Here is a 15,563-nt window from a genome sequence, read left to right as displayed (position 1 = left end):
CGATAGTTTCCTTCTTTTTTCACGGAAAACTGTCATTTTTCAATTAAACTTTTTTATGGTACTGAAAAAAATCCCGTATTATATTATTCCCGAGGAAATATTAAAGCATGTAGCTACCTACAATTCAATTGCCTTCAAGCTGATTTATGATACAATAAGGAAAAATCATATGGACGATGAGGAAGCACCTTTTGCCCTAATGGAATGATGATGAGGGAGGGTGTTATTTCGTGTATGGAAAAGTAATGAGTGCCTGCCTGCATGGTGTTGAAGGTAAGCTTGTTGAGGTTGAGGTGGATTTAAGCAATGGGCTGCCGCAAATGAATATCGTCGGGCTGCCGGACAGCGCAGTTAAGGAGTCCATAGAACGTGTAAGAGCTGCCATCAAAAACTGCGGATATACGTTTCCTTTGCAGCGCATAACGATAAATCTTGCTCCAGCTGATGTACGCAAGGAAGGCTCGGCATTCGATTTGGCAATAGCTATGGGCATTTTATATACGAGCGGCCAGCTGCAATTGGAATTACCCGAACAAGTCCTTATATTAGGTGAGCTGGCTTTGGACGGAACGGTGCGCGAGATTCCGGGTGTGTTGTCCATGATCGTTTCAGCCAGTGAGCAAGGCATACGCCGCATTCTGATCCCGAGAGCTAATTATCAGGAAGCATCATTAATCCCGGATGTTGAGATTGGTTGTCTTTCGCATTTGAATGATCTTCACAGTGGGATTGCCCCACTATTTAATACAACTAACTATTCGCCATCTAAATCAAATACATCCGCTACCAGGATTTCTGTATCTAATGAAGATTACGCGGATGTCCATGGTCAAATGCAAGCCAAACGCGCACTGATGATTTGTGCAGCCGGGATGCATAACATCCTGCTTCTTGGCCCTCCAGGTACAGGCAAAACCATGCTTGTCAAAAGACTGCCTTCGATACTACCTGTCATGTCCGATCAGGAAGCGCTCGAGGTAACGAAAATTTACAGTGCATCTGGTAAATTTGCCGACCGCAGCAGCTTGATACGAGAGCGTCCATTTCGCATGCCGCATCATTCTGTTTCTTCAGCCGGTCTGGTCGGTGGTGGCGGTATTCCCAAACCTGGAGAGATTAGTCTGGCACATCGCGGCGTATTATTTTTGGATGAACTGCCTGAGTTTTCCCGAAACGTTCTTGAGGTTCTGCGTCAACCGTTGGAGGAACGCTACGTTACAATAGGAAGGGCACGCGCCACCTATCGCTTCCCGTCTAATTTTATATTCGCAGCGTCGATGAACCCTTGTGGGTTCGTTACCAAATCGACAGTCAACACCATTTAAAAAATCCGACTCGTTTTCTTCGGTTTTGGTTTCTTCTTTATTTAGTTTTTCGTCCATATCTTTTCCAGTAAACGGCTCTTTATGGAACTTCAGATAAACACGAATATCATCTTTATTGTAATATTCGACCCTATCTATGTATTTTTTGAAAAAATGCTTTTTTTCCCATACAGGAAGATTTCCATAGATCAAATCCGGATTATTAAGATTAAGAACAAAGTCATCTACATTAATAAAAGCATTCTCTTCCTGCTCCATTTCGTGCTTGACCTTTACTAATGCTCTTTCGTACTTAAAAATCTCGTCCTGAATATCATCAATTTGTGATAAGAACATATCTGCATGTCGTGTTTTCTTTTCTTTTATAACCGAGAACAAATATTCTTTCTCACCAGTCAATCGAGCAATTTCAGAATTATAATGATTAATCCGACTATGATACTTCGTTTGCACATCTATTTTCCGTCTGTTTTCTTCTGCAACTGCATTTATTAACCGATTTAATACATAAGCATTCGATAATGTCGAGAACACATAATTTTCTACATGGTCACATCTCACATTCTGAGACATACAATGTTGTTTACTTACTTTTGCCGTATGACAATAGTAATATCGATTATTATGATTATCAGAATCTTTTCGACCATTTAAACTTCGACCGCAGTGGCCGCACAGAAGTAATCCAGTCAACGCATATTGTGTTCGTTCGCTTGCATGTGCAGGTTTATTAACCTTTAAGAACTCTGCATTTGCAATTAACTTCTTTTGAGCCTTGATATAGGTATCTATATCTATAATTGCAGGATAATCATACTGCAGGACTTCAAATGACGAGTCCCAAAAATTCTCTTCATTTCGCATAATACTTATGCTATCAGACCATATCCACTTTTCAGGAGGATTAGCCTTGTGAGTATCAGCACCCGTTTCAGTTAGTGTTTTATATCTTTTTCCCCATACATGCACTCCGAGGTAATCAGCCCCAATTAAAACACGTTTAATTTTAGACATATTCCATGTAATTGGTTTTCCAGTATCCCTTTTCCGATACTTTGTCGTATCCAAGTCACTACGAACAGGAACATTTGAGTCATTTAAAAATTGAGTTATTGAACGGATTGAATGACCCTCATGAACATACATTTGAAAAATCTGTTAAATTATCAAAGAACGAACAGGGTCAATCGTGATAACCTTATTTGTCTTCTCATATAGATAACCGTCTGGAATTAGCCCTCCCCCGAAACCTTTTTGACCACCATGTCGGACCATATTTACCATGTTCGTTTTAACTGTTGTGATAATTTGATTCCGTTGTAACTCGGCTATTGCTGAGAAGATATGAATAAGGAATTTTCCGTAAATACTATTTGTGTTCAAAAACTCCTCTTGTGTACTGTTAAATGCAATTTCCTTTTCTTCCAACCGTTTTAGATACTTTAGAATATGGAATAAATTCCGACCAAAACGACTTAAATCAAAAACAGCCAAAACATCGGGTTTTACTTTTCCTTCTTCAATGTCCTTAAACATTTGTTGAAATGCAGGTCTGTTTTCTTTGCCACCCGAAACATCTAAATCCTTGTAAACATGTTCTTCTAATAAGACATAACCCTTACGGTTACAATAATCCCTTATACTATGTAATTGTGAATCAGGTGATTGTTTCTGTTCGTCATCTAATTCCATACGAGATACACGAATATATGCAATGCAAGTTATCTCTGCTGCCATTAACTCAACTCCTCCATCTTTTTAATTATCTTCTCCGGTGGAATACCCGCATCTTCAATAGAAATAGGCGGGGATATAGTGTAAGCAGGTGTAAATTGAGACTTAAGAAGATCCTCAACCTTTTCCTCTAGTCCTTTTAACATTAATTGGGACATTGTTTCTTGAATATGCCCTCGCTCTTTTAGTAAATCAAAAGTTTGTTTCAGATGTTTAGGAACACGAACACTAACTGTAACACTTTTATTATTCAAATTAATCCCCTGTCCCTTTCCCTAATAGTGTATATACGTAAATGTATTTACGTAAGTGTATATACAGTTTACAACAGAACATCGGAATCCGTCAATCATCAAAAACTAAAAATTAACTGTTCGGCTCTTTTTATATATAGCAAAAGAAGACCTTGAGGGTGCTTCCCTACAAGGCCTTCTTCTAACCGGTGCTTCCGGATTTGTTTCCAGTATAATACAAGCCTGTCGGAAAATCAACTATATTTTTCCATTTGGCTCATTATGAATGTATTCAGGTCCAACAGTTCACTCTGATACTTAGGAGGATATGTCTTGTGCAGCGGCTTCGGGACAACAAGAACAACATTCTCCGCTTTCATTTCCTCCAACTGATTCTCAGATATTCCTTGTTGGAGAGTTAGAAGATGCTTCTGAGGAATCCGGTCAGCCTCGTTTAATATCTGGCGCCATCTGTCTTTACAAGTGGTTTTTGCTCCAAGGAAGGTCAACAGATGCTCAGGAAACTGCATGTCTTTATAAGCCTTATTTGATGGAAAGAGGAAATCCGGTTTCTTATTCCCTTCGGTTTTTCCGGGATGGGCAAATGGCAATTCGAATTGGTCAAAGATAAAATGAGCGTGGTGTTCGAGCGATTTTCCTGCCCTACTTTTTCTTCTGTTTAACACACTGTTAGCAAAATCCGCGAATAAGTCCATATTACCGGTTATACCTTGTAATTGCGGCGTGTAGATTACATTCTCAATTTCTTTGAAGATTGTATATTCAATCTGAATCCAATCAAGCAACGCCGTATCAGGATGCCATTCTCTTTTCTTTAAGACATTGAGATATAGTTCTCTTGCTTTTAAGGCTACATCAGTAGTAACAGGGAAATCATCTTGGAGAGCGGCATACTTCTTTATCTCTTTACTTAATTTGTCTTCTTTATCTCCCTCAAAACCATCCACACCATAAACTGCATTATTGTTCAGTAACGAAATACCAAATGTATTAAGGAATGTTTCAATATCTTTTTCTTTATTTAGGACAAATACGTGATAATCATCGAATGATTCTTTAATGATGATAATCAGATTTCCTAACTGCTCTTGTTTATCAAATGGAGTGTGTGCCCAAAAGCGCGTGATACGATATTCCTTTCTCGTTTTGTTCCCGTACCACTTTGCCTTAGGTTGTACTACACTACCATCTTGAAGGTGGAAGTTTACCCATCGCTCAGTGTTTTCTCCACGTAAACCCTGCTCATCAAAGAAAAGAGGTGCGGCCTTGACGGGAAGATAAATCCCTTCTTGGTGCCCCCCTGTCATTCCAACATCATTTAGCGCAATAAATTTACAAAAAAACTGTTTTTGTTTACTCGCAGTATTTATCGCTTTATCTAATGTTTCACTTGGCATCTACTCTTCGTTCCTTCTCTGTATTTTCATCAGTGCTTTCAATCGGCTCTCTTCTCAACATCGCTTCCAGCATTTGTTCTGCAATTTTTTTAACTACAGGAACAGCAACACTGTTTCCGAATTGTTTGTACGCAGCCGTATCACTCACCGGAATTTCGAACCAATCGGGGAACCCCTGTAACTTCTGACATTCCTTTGGTGTAAGCCGCCGCGGGTTCTTATCATCGCCTTGCGGAATCAGAATTTCCGAGCCATCTTTGTAGTAACGTGCACTCAATGTTCTCGTGTGTCCATCTAGGTCAGCAAGGCCATAGCCGAACCCGTTCCCTTTTTCCTTATGTTTCTGAGCATAGTTTTTGAGATATGCCCACAAATTGTCAGTTAAAGTGTATTTTTCTGGAACCTCAGGTTCCAGTATATCACGAAGTTTTGGTCCTTGCGATGGCAAACTAGGAAATTCGAACTTAATCGGGTCCTTAAACCCAACGATATATATCCTTTCGCGATGCTGCGGAACTAATCCTTTTGCATCAAGAACCATATCGTATACGGTATATCCTAATTCGTCCTCTAAAACACTCTTTATGACTTGAAAAGTCTTTTTCTTATCGTGGCTTCTCAAATTCTTTACGTTCTCCAGAAGGAATGCTTGTGGCTCACAATCCTTGATAATTCTTGCCACATCAAAGAAGAGTGTTCCTTGAGTCTCATCGAGGAATCCATGTTCCCTACCCAAACTTTTCTTTTTAGATACACCCGCGATTGAAAACGGTTGGCATGGAAAACCTGCCAATAAAACATCGAACTTTGGAATCTGAATTTTGGGCTCGGTGATTTGACGAATATCACCAAACGGCTTTTCATGGAAATTGTGTTCGTAGGTTTCCTGCGCTTTTACATCCCATTCTGACGTGAAAACACATTCCCCGCCCACCTCTTCAAAAGCGATCCTGATTCCACCAATCCCCGCAAACAAATCTATAAACTTAAAAATACTTTTATCAAAAGGTTTTTTCCTCTGTTTCATTGCGACCTCCAACTAATGCGAACATGATTTCTTATTATAGCATAATTGAGATAGTAATTCTTTACCCAGTATGTGAGAAGTAGTATAATAGACTTCTTGAACTTGGAGGTGTTGAAATGGAAGTACTTGGACTTTTGAGACCCCATCTTGACTTGAAAGAACAAGAAGCGAAGATAAAGCAGTTCTGCAAGAACAAAGGATTCCAGTCTTACATTACTGTTTTTAACAGCACCAACGAATTATCTTTTGTGGAAGACCATAAAGCAATTGTCTTTTCCTCGCCTGAGGTTCTAAGTAATGAAGAGAGAAATTCAATCAATGACTTTGCTCGTACAAAAAATATCGAGGTAATTTATTGTTCGTAGGCATAAGCCTACGTTTTTTTTGTTATCATTAACTCTGAACAGTTATTACCTACTGAGAAAAGTTAATATTAAATCTAATGATTAATAATGAATATATATAAAATAACGGTTAACATCAAATGTTAACCGTTATTTATTAAATAGATAAGTTCTCATCAAAGAAAAGCGGTCTGAACCATGTTTTAGATTCTTAATTACAGAATTGCATACCTCATATAGTGCTGGATGTTGTTCTTTAAAATCTTTTAAATCCTGATAAGTTAGTGTTTCTTTAGCGTACAATTCAGAATCTAGATACTCCTGCGTCAAGCCCCTCTCCTCAAACATCTCCAACATGCTTGTTTGAGCATAGGCCTTTCTAAATTCGTGTAGACTTTTGTGCTGCTCCAATCCTAATTTCTTGCTTGCTCTATAAATTGCAGAACCGAGAGTATCTATTTTGAAGTTTGGTAATAATGGTTTATTCCCCTCAAAATTCTCTTTGATGTTAGTGAAGAAGTCAATTTGTCTTGAAATATCAATATCGTCAACTCGCCCCCCCTTACCTATTACCCCTTCCAATAAACCTGCTTGAAGGTTAATCATATCAGGCTTAATCTGGTCTATTTCGCAACCTCTAAGTCCGCAATTTAACATTAGATCACATGCAAGCGCATGCTTCATTTCACCTTTTTCTAAGAAGTAATCACGTATTGAAACAACCTCTTCATTCGTCCAAAACCTCGAAGTAAATTCGTACTTTCCAGCATCGTATTTAGCGACCTCTTTTGAATAAAAACCATCTGTACCATATTTAGATTCAATGCCAGAAGACAACTTGTCTAACACATAGTTGTATCCTTTCAGTGTAGAAGCAGCACAACCTTCAAACTTCTTTTCATCCAACCAACTTATGGCCATAGTGGGAGTTATTTCTGACAGATGAGAAATACCATAGGTCTCCTTACAGTAATTTGCAAACTGTTTACCAATAGAAACAGCCTGTTTAACTCCCTCATGGCTCCAAATTAACCCCTTTGTATTCCCTTGCTCTTTAAAAGCACGCTTACCTATGGAATCTCCTTGAAATTCCTTATCAAACCGCATTTCGTAAAAGGCTTTTCGTGCTTCAAAGGAATCTTCCCTTTCATCACTTGCCAAATCAATAGCATGAATCGAAGATAAAACCTGTGAATCAATGCTTTTCTTTTTTGCCATAAAAATAGCGCCCCCTTTCCGGGTATGTAATTCCCCGATGTATCATTAGTAAAAAATCGCCTCAAGACCCCCAAATGGGAAAACCTTGCCCAGAGGGTCTACCCCTCCGGGACCTCCCGAACGGATAACTGCGAATGCAGCCTACGTAATGGCATAGGAAAACCCGCCTATGCCAACTACGGCTACGCATTTATCCGTTCGGGTTTATGCTTTTAAAACGAACTGTCTCTGCTAACTGTCACTTTTATTCAACCGGTGCTTGACCACCAGATAGAGCGTCATGATACATTTGAGCAACTAAACCGCCCAAAAGGTGCCCCCAACCCTGCCAAGGAAATAATACCGACTATAACGACTTTGCAACTGATTCACCTACAAACAACAGCCCCGCCAAGATAAACAACTGCACAGGGTAAAACCTTAACTTGATTTTGTTATCTTACATAGGAACACACCATGCAGAGGATAACCTTCCTTTTTAATTTGCCTAAACCCATCTGTTTAGGACTTAGCCACATAATGAATAAATTAGATGATTTAAAGTTTTCCTCCCTTTCATGAGATTTTAGTTGTCTTGTGTATATATTAAATGTCTTGTGACAGAAAAAAGTTATCTACATTTACATTTGAACTAAAAAAGAAGAAACCCTGTTTTTAACAAGGTTTCTTCTTCGTTATTATAGTTTCTGTCTAAGTAAGGAGGAACATGGAACACACTTATCATTTAAACAATTACAATAAATTACCTTTATAATTTTGCAGGATATTTTCTAAATATCTCTAAAATATAAGGTGCATACATTGTCAGAAGACCTACAACAAGTTGTTCGCTAGAAACTTGTTCCGTCAATTTTTACCTTTGTCACTTACGAAGTTTTGACGTTCTTCGCAAGTGACTTTTTTATAGGTTATATTTCTTAATAATTGCTGTAATCTTTTTCTTTGAGAAATAGAAGTAGCGTTCTTTGTTCTCATATATCTCTTTAAGGGTCTCTCTAGTCTGAATAGGAGACTCTTCGTTTATTATTTGGAGCATTTTTCTTGATAACTCAACATCTTCTTCTGTAATCTCCTCATTGTCGTCGACGTCAAACAAGCAACCGTATCCTTGAATTTGTCTACAACGATGGAGAGCAAACCATAATGTTTTGAACTGCCAATAAGTAATAGGTTCTCCTCCCTTACCCTCGCCAGACGTGGACTTTGTAAGATATTTGAAAATTTCTATGTAGTCCTTATCAGTTCGTGGAATATCTAATGTGCAAGAATAACCAATCTCCATCTGATCAATTGTAGTTTTAGTAACTTTTCTTTTGTATATCTCGTATACGAAATCTACAGAATATTCAAACTTTTCTTTCAAGAATTCGTTCATATCAATATCACTTCGTATCATATTTGCTTTAAGTTTATTTACAAAAACTGACAGAGTATTTGCGTTTATGTATTCAATCGGGTCAATAACTCTATATTTAACAATTTCCCCTTCCTGATATTTTTCTTCTACAAATTCCTTTTCGTTGAGAATCCTCCAAATTTTTTGTATGACTTCTTCCAATTTAGTAAATTCCCGTCTTAAAACTTTCTTATTCGTTTTCTTTTCAAGATGATAAGAATAATCATTTGTTACCCTTTTCTTTTTAGGAACAAAACCATCTAAAACCAAGATAGCGTGAATATGGGGATGATACATTGTAACCCATTCGCCTTTCTTAGGATCAAAAACATCTTTATATGTAATTTCTAAACTTCTTAAAGCACCTTGATAATCTAAACCAATTAAATATTTATCTGTAATACCAGCAATCTTCTTTTTGAGTTTCAAATACTCAATCAATGTTGCAAATGCTTTAAACATAGACTTAATACTATCGATTAATTTTTCCTCTCTGACATTAGGAACAGTAAGCGTTATTTGATACATCCTACCACGATACTTATCAAGTTTTGGCATAAATTTAGCCATTCTCGCTGCTTGTTTAACTTTCTTGCAATTGTTACAAAACTTATCATTGCAGAGGTTCGTTTTTATTAGTTCTTTGAGTTTATTTTGCTCGTATTTGTTAACCTCCCATTTCCAATTGCAAAACTTGATTTTATTAGCAAGTTGATCATAAGTTGCCGTACCTCTAGGGATTTTCTTTTTTGCTTTTTCTGTAAACTCCTCAATCATATCCCCATCAAAATGTTTTTGAAGAGTATCAAATTGTTCGACTTTATAAGTCTCATACGAACCACTATCAGGATGATAAATATATTCTTTTTCGATGATGTCATCTGTTTCTTCATCTTGTAAGTATTCGTCGATATACTCAGCAACCAATTGTTTTTTTGATTTAAGGATTTTAGAGTATTCAGGACGGAATCTATATTCCTTATGAAGCCGTAAGTAGTAATGATAAATCCTTTCATTATGTTCAATATACTCCAACATATTTTTAAGCGAAACTTTTTTGATACGTAGAGATTTTAAAGTTCGCATATTCGAAACCTGTTTTTTACTTAAATTAGACACTTTAAAAACCTCCTTCCTATCTTCCTCCTCTTCTTTAAAGTGCGAGCCGAGATATTAGTAATATATCAAGTCAATTAGAGGCTAGTAGCTGGAGTAACTTTTATCGCTCTGACCATCTCCAAAGCAAAGACAAAACTTACTAAACAGCCACAGAGTAAACAAACAACTCTACCTAGCCCCCAAGTTTAGAAACCAAAGGCTCTACTCTCATCTTTAAATTTTTCCGATAAACTTCCTGCATTTTAAAAAGAGGGGATTACTCCCCTCAGCAAATCATGATTTTCTTTCCAAAATGACTTGTTCAAAGACTCTAATAGCCTCTGCACCTTCTTCAGTAGGTTGCTTTAGATAATCCTCTAAAAACACAGTTTTCAAATAAAGAACAACTTCCAATTCTAATTGCATAAGGGTTTTATACAATCTAATCATCTAAATTATCCTCCTCTGAATATTGACCTAATTTGATTAATCTTCTTGCAAACCAATTAGCAATACCAAAGGTGAAAAGAATCCAAATGGTAAAGCGATTAGGTTGAACAAAGAGAAAACCTAGAAAGAAAAACTGTATGTATAAAAACATGGTGTAAGTTTTGGCACTAAACCGATAAAGAACAAAAATGAAAATTGCCAAAGGGTATGCAAACACAACAACACCAATCCAACAAAAAACACCAATCACATAATCCATTAGGGTTTTATCTCCCTCACAAAAAACCGTATTTTTTCAAATGAAAGTTCCTCTCTTTTGAAAAGAATAACGTCCCTGTAGAAATTACTAACACGAAACCAATCTTCTTTTTTGTCCTTATCTAGGTGCCAGTTATTCATACTGTCGGCATACCTATTCAGCAAAAACTCGTGTTCCCAGTACAAAGCCAAAAGATAAAATCTAGCCATCGTTACTCCTCCGATATTTTTTCTTTCAAAGTCAACAACTTGTTTTGAATATCTTCGTTATAAGAAAGAAGTTGTTTCTGCAATCTTTGAACTTTTTCGAAGTTAATTCCAAAGAAATCATCTGTTTTCATTAGATCAATTTGAATTTTGTCCTGACGAACAAGACTAAGAAGAAAATCAATATCCTTTGCAGTCAATTGCATTGTCCTCACCTCCTTTCAGGAAATTAAAAAAACCGTATTATTTTCCGATTAGGAAAACGATACGGTTTAAGGTGTTTTCTATTATGTTGATTTGGTAATGAACGCATGTCCGTGCGGTTACTGGGGCGCCGAAACACCGGCTCATGAATGTACTTGCAGTGAACTTAAGATTGAGCACTACCGATCTAAAATATCGGGTCCTCTGCTGGATCGAATCGATTTACAGATCGAAGTACCGCGTATTGAATATGGTCAAATCATTGAAAAAACAGCTCAGCTCTCTTCGCAGGAAATGAAAGCTCAAGTCGAACAAGCTCGTCACATTCAGCTTCACAGATTTCAACATGCATCCATCACCTTTAATAGTGAGCTTTCCGGAAAAATGTTGAAGCAGCACTGCCAGCTGAGTATGGAAGCCGAGCAGTTACTTCAAAAATCGTTTGAAATCCTTGGCTTAAGTGTGCGAGCCTATGATCGCATTCTCAAAATTGCCCGCACCATTGCCGACTTGGATGGTAGTCCACAGTTGGCGATTCCTCATTTGGCTGAAGCGCTGCAATATCGCAGTCTGGATAAAAAATCTCATTCACCGACCAGCAGCCGCCAGTCAACTGTATAGGTCTCTCATCCTGCCTTATAAAAGACAAGTCTATATAGATTTGTCTTTTTTTGTTACAAAAAATCAAATATTAATACTAATTACCTAAATTTTCATTCAAATTCCGACATTATTCAACAGTGATGTAGTATAATAGCATTACCCGATAGTATAGGAGTGAACATGTATGATGCTGGGATTATGGAATGCATTAGGTTTTATTTTTCTTGCCGCCACCGTGTACTTGTCTCTGAAAACTGTTTTTGGAAAGGATACTCACCGTGAGTAAATACGCATATTCGGAATTGCGCAAGGTCAGTACAGAGGATGAACGATTGAGATTGGTGATGGAGGAAATCAATCGGATTATGGAAACCAAAAAACACCGAACGTTTGTTCAACGAATATTTAACCAAAAGCCGAAAACCCAACCTAAAGGATGGCGCTGATCGGCTTTTTTTGAATCGAAATTGATTTCTCAATTAAAATGCATTCAGCAGATGATCCAAAGAAACTTGATCACCTGTCTTTGTTGTTACAATACTTATAACATCAAATCGAAGCTGAAGCTGCTGTTTCTGATAACGATGAACGTAGAACTGCGCGGTCTCCATCACCTGCTGCTGCTTTTTGGCATTAACCGATTCTTGAGGTGTCCCAAATTGCAAGCTGCCGCTGCGTGTTCGCACTTCTACAAATACCAGGAAGCTGCCATCCTTCATAATCAGATCAATTTCCCCGGTTCTACAGCGCCAGTTTTTCTCGATGAGCTCATATTGCAGACCCTCTAGATACCTCCAAGCCAATTCTTCTCCTATAGCTCCTAGTTGTTTGCGAGTCAGCTGATTATTCATAGGATTTAACCTTTATTTGCTTAGCTCGTCCATCAGACCGATAAACAAAGCTTAAAATTTCAGCCACCAGCTTGTAGAGCTCTGGAGGAATTTCCTGATCTAATTCCAGTTTGGATAGGACCTCAACAAGTGATGAGTCCTCCTGAATAGGGACTCCGTTTTCTTTGGCTTTTCTCATGATAGCCTCAGCCATATGCCCTTTGCCTTTGGCTACAAGCACCGGAGCCCCTTTCTCTCCCGGCGCATACTTCAAAGCAATCGCTTTTTTTAATGGATCGGGGTTTTTAGGCTTCATACGCGTACATCCATTCCCTTGTAAGGTTTCTTGCCATACAACGATTTTATCTGGCTCGATAGATTGGATTCAGTGCTGCTGCCAGCTGCTTTTTCCTCCGAAGGTTGACCCTTTTCCGGATAAGGGCTGCATTTCAGAGAAATAAATTGATAACCAATCTTCGATAAACTTGCTGCTATTTCCTCACGGTGGGATTCCAGTAATGGCTGTATAAAAGGCTGGTCATTTAACACACGCAGGCTGACAATCCGATCTACCACCTGTACATCGAGCATCGTATCCCCTAATGCTTTCATTCGTAAGTCAAAAACAATTCTGCAGTTATTCGCATCAATTTGACCACGCGCACCTTTTCGGGATTGGATATGAATAGCTGCTGTTTGTTCCCCATTGGCATTGATAATCGGAATAAACATCGTAATATTGGAAAAAGCCGAGGTTCTGTCCGTATTCAGCAGCAATTGCTGTCCCGTAATTTGTTGAATTGCCTGCTGTGCAGTCTCTTTCAATGCAGTTGGGGTATCATCGGATTGCACGAGCAGAAGAAGTGCACTCTTCAGAGTATCTACGGATTTCAACGGATCCTGCTGTGTACCAGCGGGTGCTTGTAAATCTGAGCTTTGATCACTTAAGCTTGCTGCAGTCAATAGCTGACTATCAAGACCGTTTTTTTCCGGCAGCTTAAATATCGCTTGCTCATGCTCTACCCCTACCGCCTTAATCAGCTTGGAGATCCAATGTTCACCTGTATCCTTCTGAATGTCTGTAGATAAAGCGGGAGCTGTCCCATTATTCACCGTCGATTGCGTCAGATTAGGACGATTGGCAGTTTCCCTCAGCTGCTCCGAAGTTAGCTGCTCAGGATTTATCTTGAATGTGTTGTTCAAAGCTGCGGCTGTTGTTGCATTGTTATTAACAGTAGGGAACACGGCGGGAACCTCAACAGCACGACCGGAATTATCCGTTAGAATGCCAGCACCTGACCCGAGTTGAGATGGTGTCACAGTCTGGGCCTGTGTGAGATTTGCAGCTGATTTGGCTAACGTTGAGGCCTGTTCTACACCCAGGCTCTGTGAACCTGCTTTTGATAAAATTGCTGAATTCGTAGGGCCGTCTTCTGCAGCAGTATTTAGAGCCGGATCAGCCTTGGTTAATAAAGTCTCAGCTTGCAACAATGAAGATTTGGGGCTTGTCGAGCTTGCTTCACCTGTTATTAATGTAGATCCAGTCTGATTTAAGCCTACAGACGCAACAGAAGGGCTCGTACCGGGCATTTTAGCAGCTTGTTGAGTATCTCCTTCAATATCAATTGAAACGGCTGCAGACGCTTGTGATGCATTCTGCTGACGCCCCGCCTCCTTGGTCGCGGTTAACATATTCTCAACTTCTGTGTCCGAAAGCAGAGAAGCCACATTGGGCATCAGCTCACTGGAAGCCTCCTTTACAACTGCTACAACACCTTTAAAGGCATCTATAGCTGATCTCGTCTTAGTTGATAAGGTCTGGTTATCGGATAACAGCTTGGTCATCTGATCGTCCAATTGCTGCAGAGTCTCATGAAAAGCAGGACCCGTTATCACCTGCTTTAACGCCGTGACGGTTTCTCCTGTAAGTGGAATTCCTTTTTGAAAAGCAACCACGGCTGCTGGAATCCAATCATCCTGGGAAACTGCAGGAGGAAGCTGAGATTGAAGCTGGGAAAAAGCCTGTACATTTTCCTTGGAAAGTGGCACTCCCGATTGATGGAGGGTTTGAATGATTTGACGGTTGATGGCATCGTCCGGCAGTCCGACATTTTTTAATACCTCAGCCAGCGAACCGTCGGCGATCTGTACGACAGATGCACCCAAAGGTTTTAAAACCATTTGTCCGGAGCTGTTCTCGGGCTGCACCTGAAGCAAAGTGACTTCTCCTTGCTTCAAAGGAGTTTCCAGCTTGGCGCGTACTTGTACACCACCTATGTTGATGATAGCATCTGTTTCGGACAGAAGCTGCAATACCATTCCTTTAACGACCTCTCCCACCTTGAGCTCTAATACTTTCGGTTCGGACGCTTGCATGTCGTTTAGAACGCTTCTGATTAATCCGCTGATATTCAAGTGTGGGCACCTCCTCATGGGAATTAATCAAGCTATGTATATATATCGGCATAAGGACCGTCACTTTTCACACATAAAGTCTTATTCAAACCATTCAAGCTGCTGAGATTCCAGTAAAATATTTTTGAGAAACGTTTTACGGTGCATTGTTGTCGAACCCAGCTCCAAAATCTTCTCCCTATGCAGCTTCGTCGCATATCCTTTATGAAGCGCGATGCCATAGTCTGGATATGTTTTGTCCCATTCCAAGCACATTCGATCACGCGTGACCTTGGCAATTATTGAAGCGGCGGCTATCGATTGACTTACCGCATCTCCATGAATGATGGGCTGCTGCGCGAATTCTACCTCTACCTGCTCTGCATCTACCAGTAAATAATCAGGAGCAGGATCAAGACCTTCGACTGCTAGCTTCATAGCCAAACGTGAGGCCTGCTTAATATTAATTTGCTCAATCATCCTTACATCCACAATGCCAATACTGATAGCTACTGCTTCTTGCTGAATTAGCTCATACTGCTGCTCACGCTTTTTGGCAGATAGTTTCTTGGAATCATTCACATCCTCCAAAATGAGACCCGGCGGCAAAATAACCGCTGCTGCCACAACATCACCGAACAAGCAGCCTCTCCCCACTTCATCGACACCAGCAATACGCTGATAGCCTTGATCCCATAATGACCGTTCATATTCTAACATAGCTGATATCGTTTCCTCTCCTGCGGACGTGCATGTATGGCTTATTATACTCGAAATCGGCTAATGCGGGAACGAAAAAAAGCCACCCGGATCAGAGTGACTTC

At 39.4% G+C, this 15,563-nt stretch carries 17 protein-coding genes and 2 pseudogenes; 5 read left to right on the top strand and 14 right to left on the bottom strand.

Translation table 11 applies throughout. The annotated features are described in order from the left end of the window. Positions 1-55: 55 nt before the first annotated feature. Both LRL21_RS19865 and LRL21_RS19860 read left to right on the top strand, forming a co-directional pair. The gene (locus LRL21_RS19865) at positions 56-208 is read left to right on the top strand and encodes a hypothetical protein (RefSeq protein WP_240417534.1); all 153 of its coding nucleotides are present in this window, start codon (positions 56-58) and stop codon (positions 206-208) included. Between the two features lie 22 nt (positions 209-230). Next, positions 231-1,289, top strand: a pseudogene (locus LRL21_RS19860) (YifB family Mg chelatase-like AAA ATPase); the annotation flags it as partial. Between the two features lie 567 nt (positions 1,290-1,856). Here the strand turns inward: LRL21_RS19860 and LRL21_RS19855 are convergent. The 5 genes and pseudogenes from LRL21_RS19855 to dcm all read right to left on the bottom strand — a co-directional run. Continuing rightward, a pseudogene (locus LRL21_RS19855) lies at positions 1,857-2,471 on the bottom strand (recombinase zinc beta ribbon domain-containing protein); the annotation flags it as partial. Positions 2,472-2,483: 12 nt separating this feature from the next. Next, positions 2,484-3,062 (bottom strand): recombinase family protein, encoded by a 579-nt coding sequence (locus tag LRL21_RS19850; RefSeq protein WP_240417533.1) that lies wholly within the window; start codon positions 3,060-3,062, stop codon positions 2,484-2,486. Beyond that, positions 3,062-3,313, bottom strand: coding sequence for a hypothetical protein (locus tag LRL21_RS19845; RefSeq protein WP_240417532.1), 252 nt, complete (start codon positions 3,311-3,313; stop codon positions 3,062-3,064). The genes LRL21_RS19850 and LRL21_RS19845 overlap by 1 nt, the downstream gene beginning before the upstream one ends. A gap of 233 nt (positions 3,314-3,546) precedes the next feature. Next, positions 3,547-4,710, bottom strand: a complete 1,164-nt coding sequence (locus tag LRL21_RS19840) for a type II restriction endonuclease (RefSeq protein WP_240417531.1) — start codon at positions 4,708-4,710, stop codon at positions 3,547-3,549. Continuing rightward, complete coding sequence (dcm, locus tag LRL21_RS19835) at positions 4,700-5,737, bottom strand: DNA (cytosine-5-)-methyltransferase (RefSeq protein WP_240417530.1); 1,038 nt, start codon at positions 5,735-5,737, stop codon at positions 4,700-4,702. The genes LRL21_RS19840 and dcm overlap by 11 nt, the downstream gene beginning before the upstream one ends. Before the next feature lie 116 nt (positions 5,738-5,853). Between dcm and LRL21_RS19830 the strand changes: the two genes are divergently transcribed. Further along, the gene (locus tag LRL21_RS19830; protein ID WP_240417529.1) at positions 5,854-6,102 is read left to right on the top strand and encodes a hypothetical protein; all 249 of its coding nucleotides are present in this window, start codon (positions 5,854-5,856) and stop codon (positions 6,100-6,102) included. Between the two features lie 129 nt (positions 6,103-6,231). On the opposite strand, the gene LRL21_RS19825 is transcribed toward LRL21_RS19830, so the two are convergent. The 5 genes from LRL21_RS19825 to LRL21_RS19805 form a co-directional block, all read right to left on the bottom strand. Beyond that, entirely contained in the window at positions 6,232-7,299 is a 1,068-nt protein-coding gene (locus LRL21_RS19825) for a site-specific integrase (RefSeq protein ID WP_240417528.1), read from the bottom strand. 901 nt (positions 7,300-8,200) lie between these two features. After that, positions 8,201-9,814: a protein rep gene (locus LRL21_RS19820; RefSeq protein ID WP_240417527.1), complete on the bottom strand. Its 1,614-nt coding sequence runs from the start codon at positions 9,812-9,814 to the stop codon at positions 8,201-8,203. 273 nt (positions 9,815-10,087) lie between these two features. After that, positions 10,088-10,243, bottom strand: coding sequence for a hypothetical protein (locus LRL21_RS19815; RefSeq protein ID WP_240417526.1), 156 nt, complete (start codon positions 10,241-10,243; stop codon positions 10,088-10,090). After that, positions 10,236-10,502 carry a hypothetical protein gene (locus LRL21_RS19810; RefSeq protein WP_240417525.1) on the bottom strand — a complete coding sequence of 89 codons (267 nt, stop codon included), beginning with the start codon at positions 10,500-10,502 and terminating at the stop codon, positions 10,236-10,238. Before LRL21_RS19810 ends, LRL21_RS19815 begins: the two co-directional genes overlap by 8 nt. Positions 10,503-10,713: 211 nt before the next feature. Beyond that, positions 10,714-10,914, bottom strand: a complete 201-nt coding sequence (locus LRL21_RS19805) for a hypothetical protein (protein WP_240417524.1) — start codon at positions 10,912-10,914, stop codon at positions 10,714-10,716. 97 nt (positions 10,915-11,011) lie between these two features. On the opposite strand from LRL21_RS19805, the gene LRL21_RS19800 reads away from it, so the two are divergent. Continuing rightward, a complete protein-coding gene (locus LRL21_RS19800) occupies positions 11,012-11,533 on the top strand; it encodes a magnesium chelatase subunit ChlI family protein (protein ID WP_240417523.1) in 522 nt (173 codons plus the stop codon). Positions 11,534-11,793: 260 nt separating this feature from the next. After that, positions 11,794-11,961 carry a hypothetical protein gene (locus LRL21_RS19795; RefSeq protein WP_240417522.1) on the top strand — a complete coding sequence of 56 codons (168 nt, stop codon included), beginning with the start codon at positions 11,794-11,796 and terminating at the stop codon, positions 11,959-11,961. Positions 11,962-11,994: 33 nt separating this feature from the next. Here LRL21_RS19795 and LRL21_RS19790 read toward each other — a convergent pair whose 3' ends face one another. The 4 genes from LRL21_RS19790 to LRL21_RS19775 form a co-directional block, all read right to left on the bottom strand. Next, the gene (locus tag LRL21_RS19790; protein WP_240417521.1) at positions 11,995-12,366 is read right to left on the bottom strand and encodes a YraN family protein; all 372 of its coding nucleotides are present in this window, start codon (positions 12,364-12,366) and stop codon (positions 11,995-11,997) included. Next, positions 12,359-12,661, bottom strand: coding sequence for an EscU/YscU/HrcU family type III secretion system export apparatus switch protein (locus LRL21_RS19785; protein WP_240417520.1), 303 nt, complete (start codon positions 12,659-12,661; stop codon positions 12,359-12,361). The genes LRL21_RS19790 and LRL21_RS19785 overlap by 8 nt, the downstream gene beginning before the upstream one ends. Beyond that, positions 12,658-14,760, bottom strand: coding sequence for a hypothetical protein (locus tag LRL21_RS19780; protein WP_240417519.1), 2,103 nt, complete (start codon positions 14,758-14,760; stop codon positions 12,658-12,660). The genes LRL21_RS19785 and LRL21_RS19780 overlap by 4 nt, the downstream gene beginning before the upstream one ends. A gap of 81 nt (positions 14,761-14,841) precedes the next feature. Further along, positions 14,842-15,504, bottom strand: a complete 663-nt coding sequence (locus LRL21_RS19775; protein ID WP_338044650.1) for a ribonuclease HII — start codon at positions 15,502-15,504, stop codon at positions 14,842-14,844. Between the last annotated feature and the right edge of the window lie 59 nt (positions 15,505-15,563).

Origin of the sequence: Paenibacillus periandrae, assembly GCF_022458865.1 — a bacterium.
GTDB lineage: Bacteria > Bacillota > Bacilli > Paenibacillales > NBRC-103111 > Paenibacillus_S > Paenibacillus_S periandrae.
This window is presented reverse-complemented; position numbering and strand designations above follow the sequence as displayed.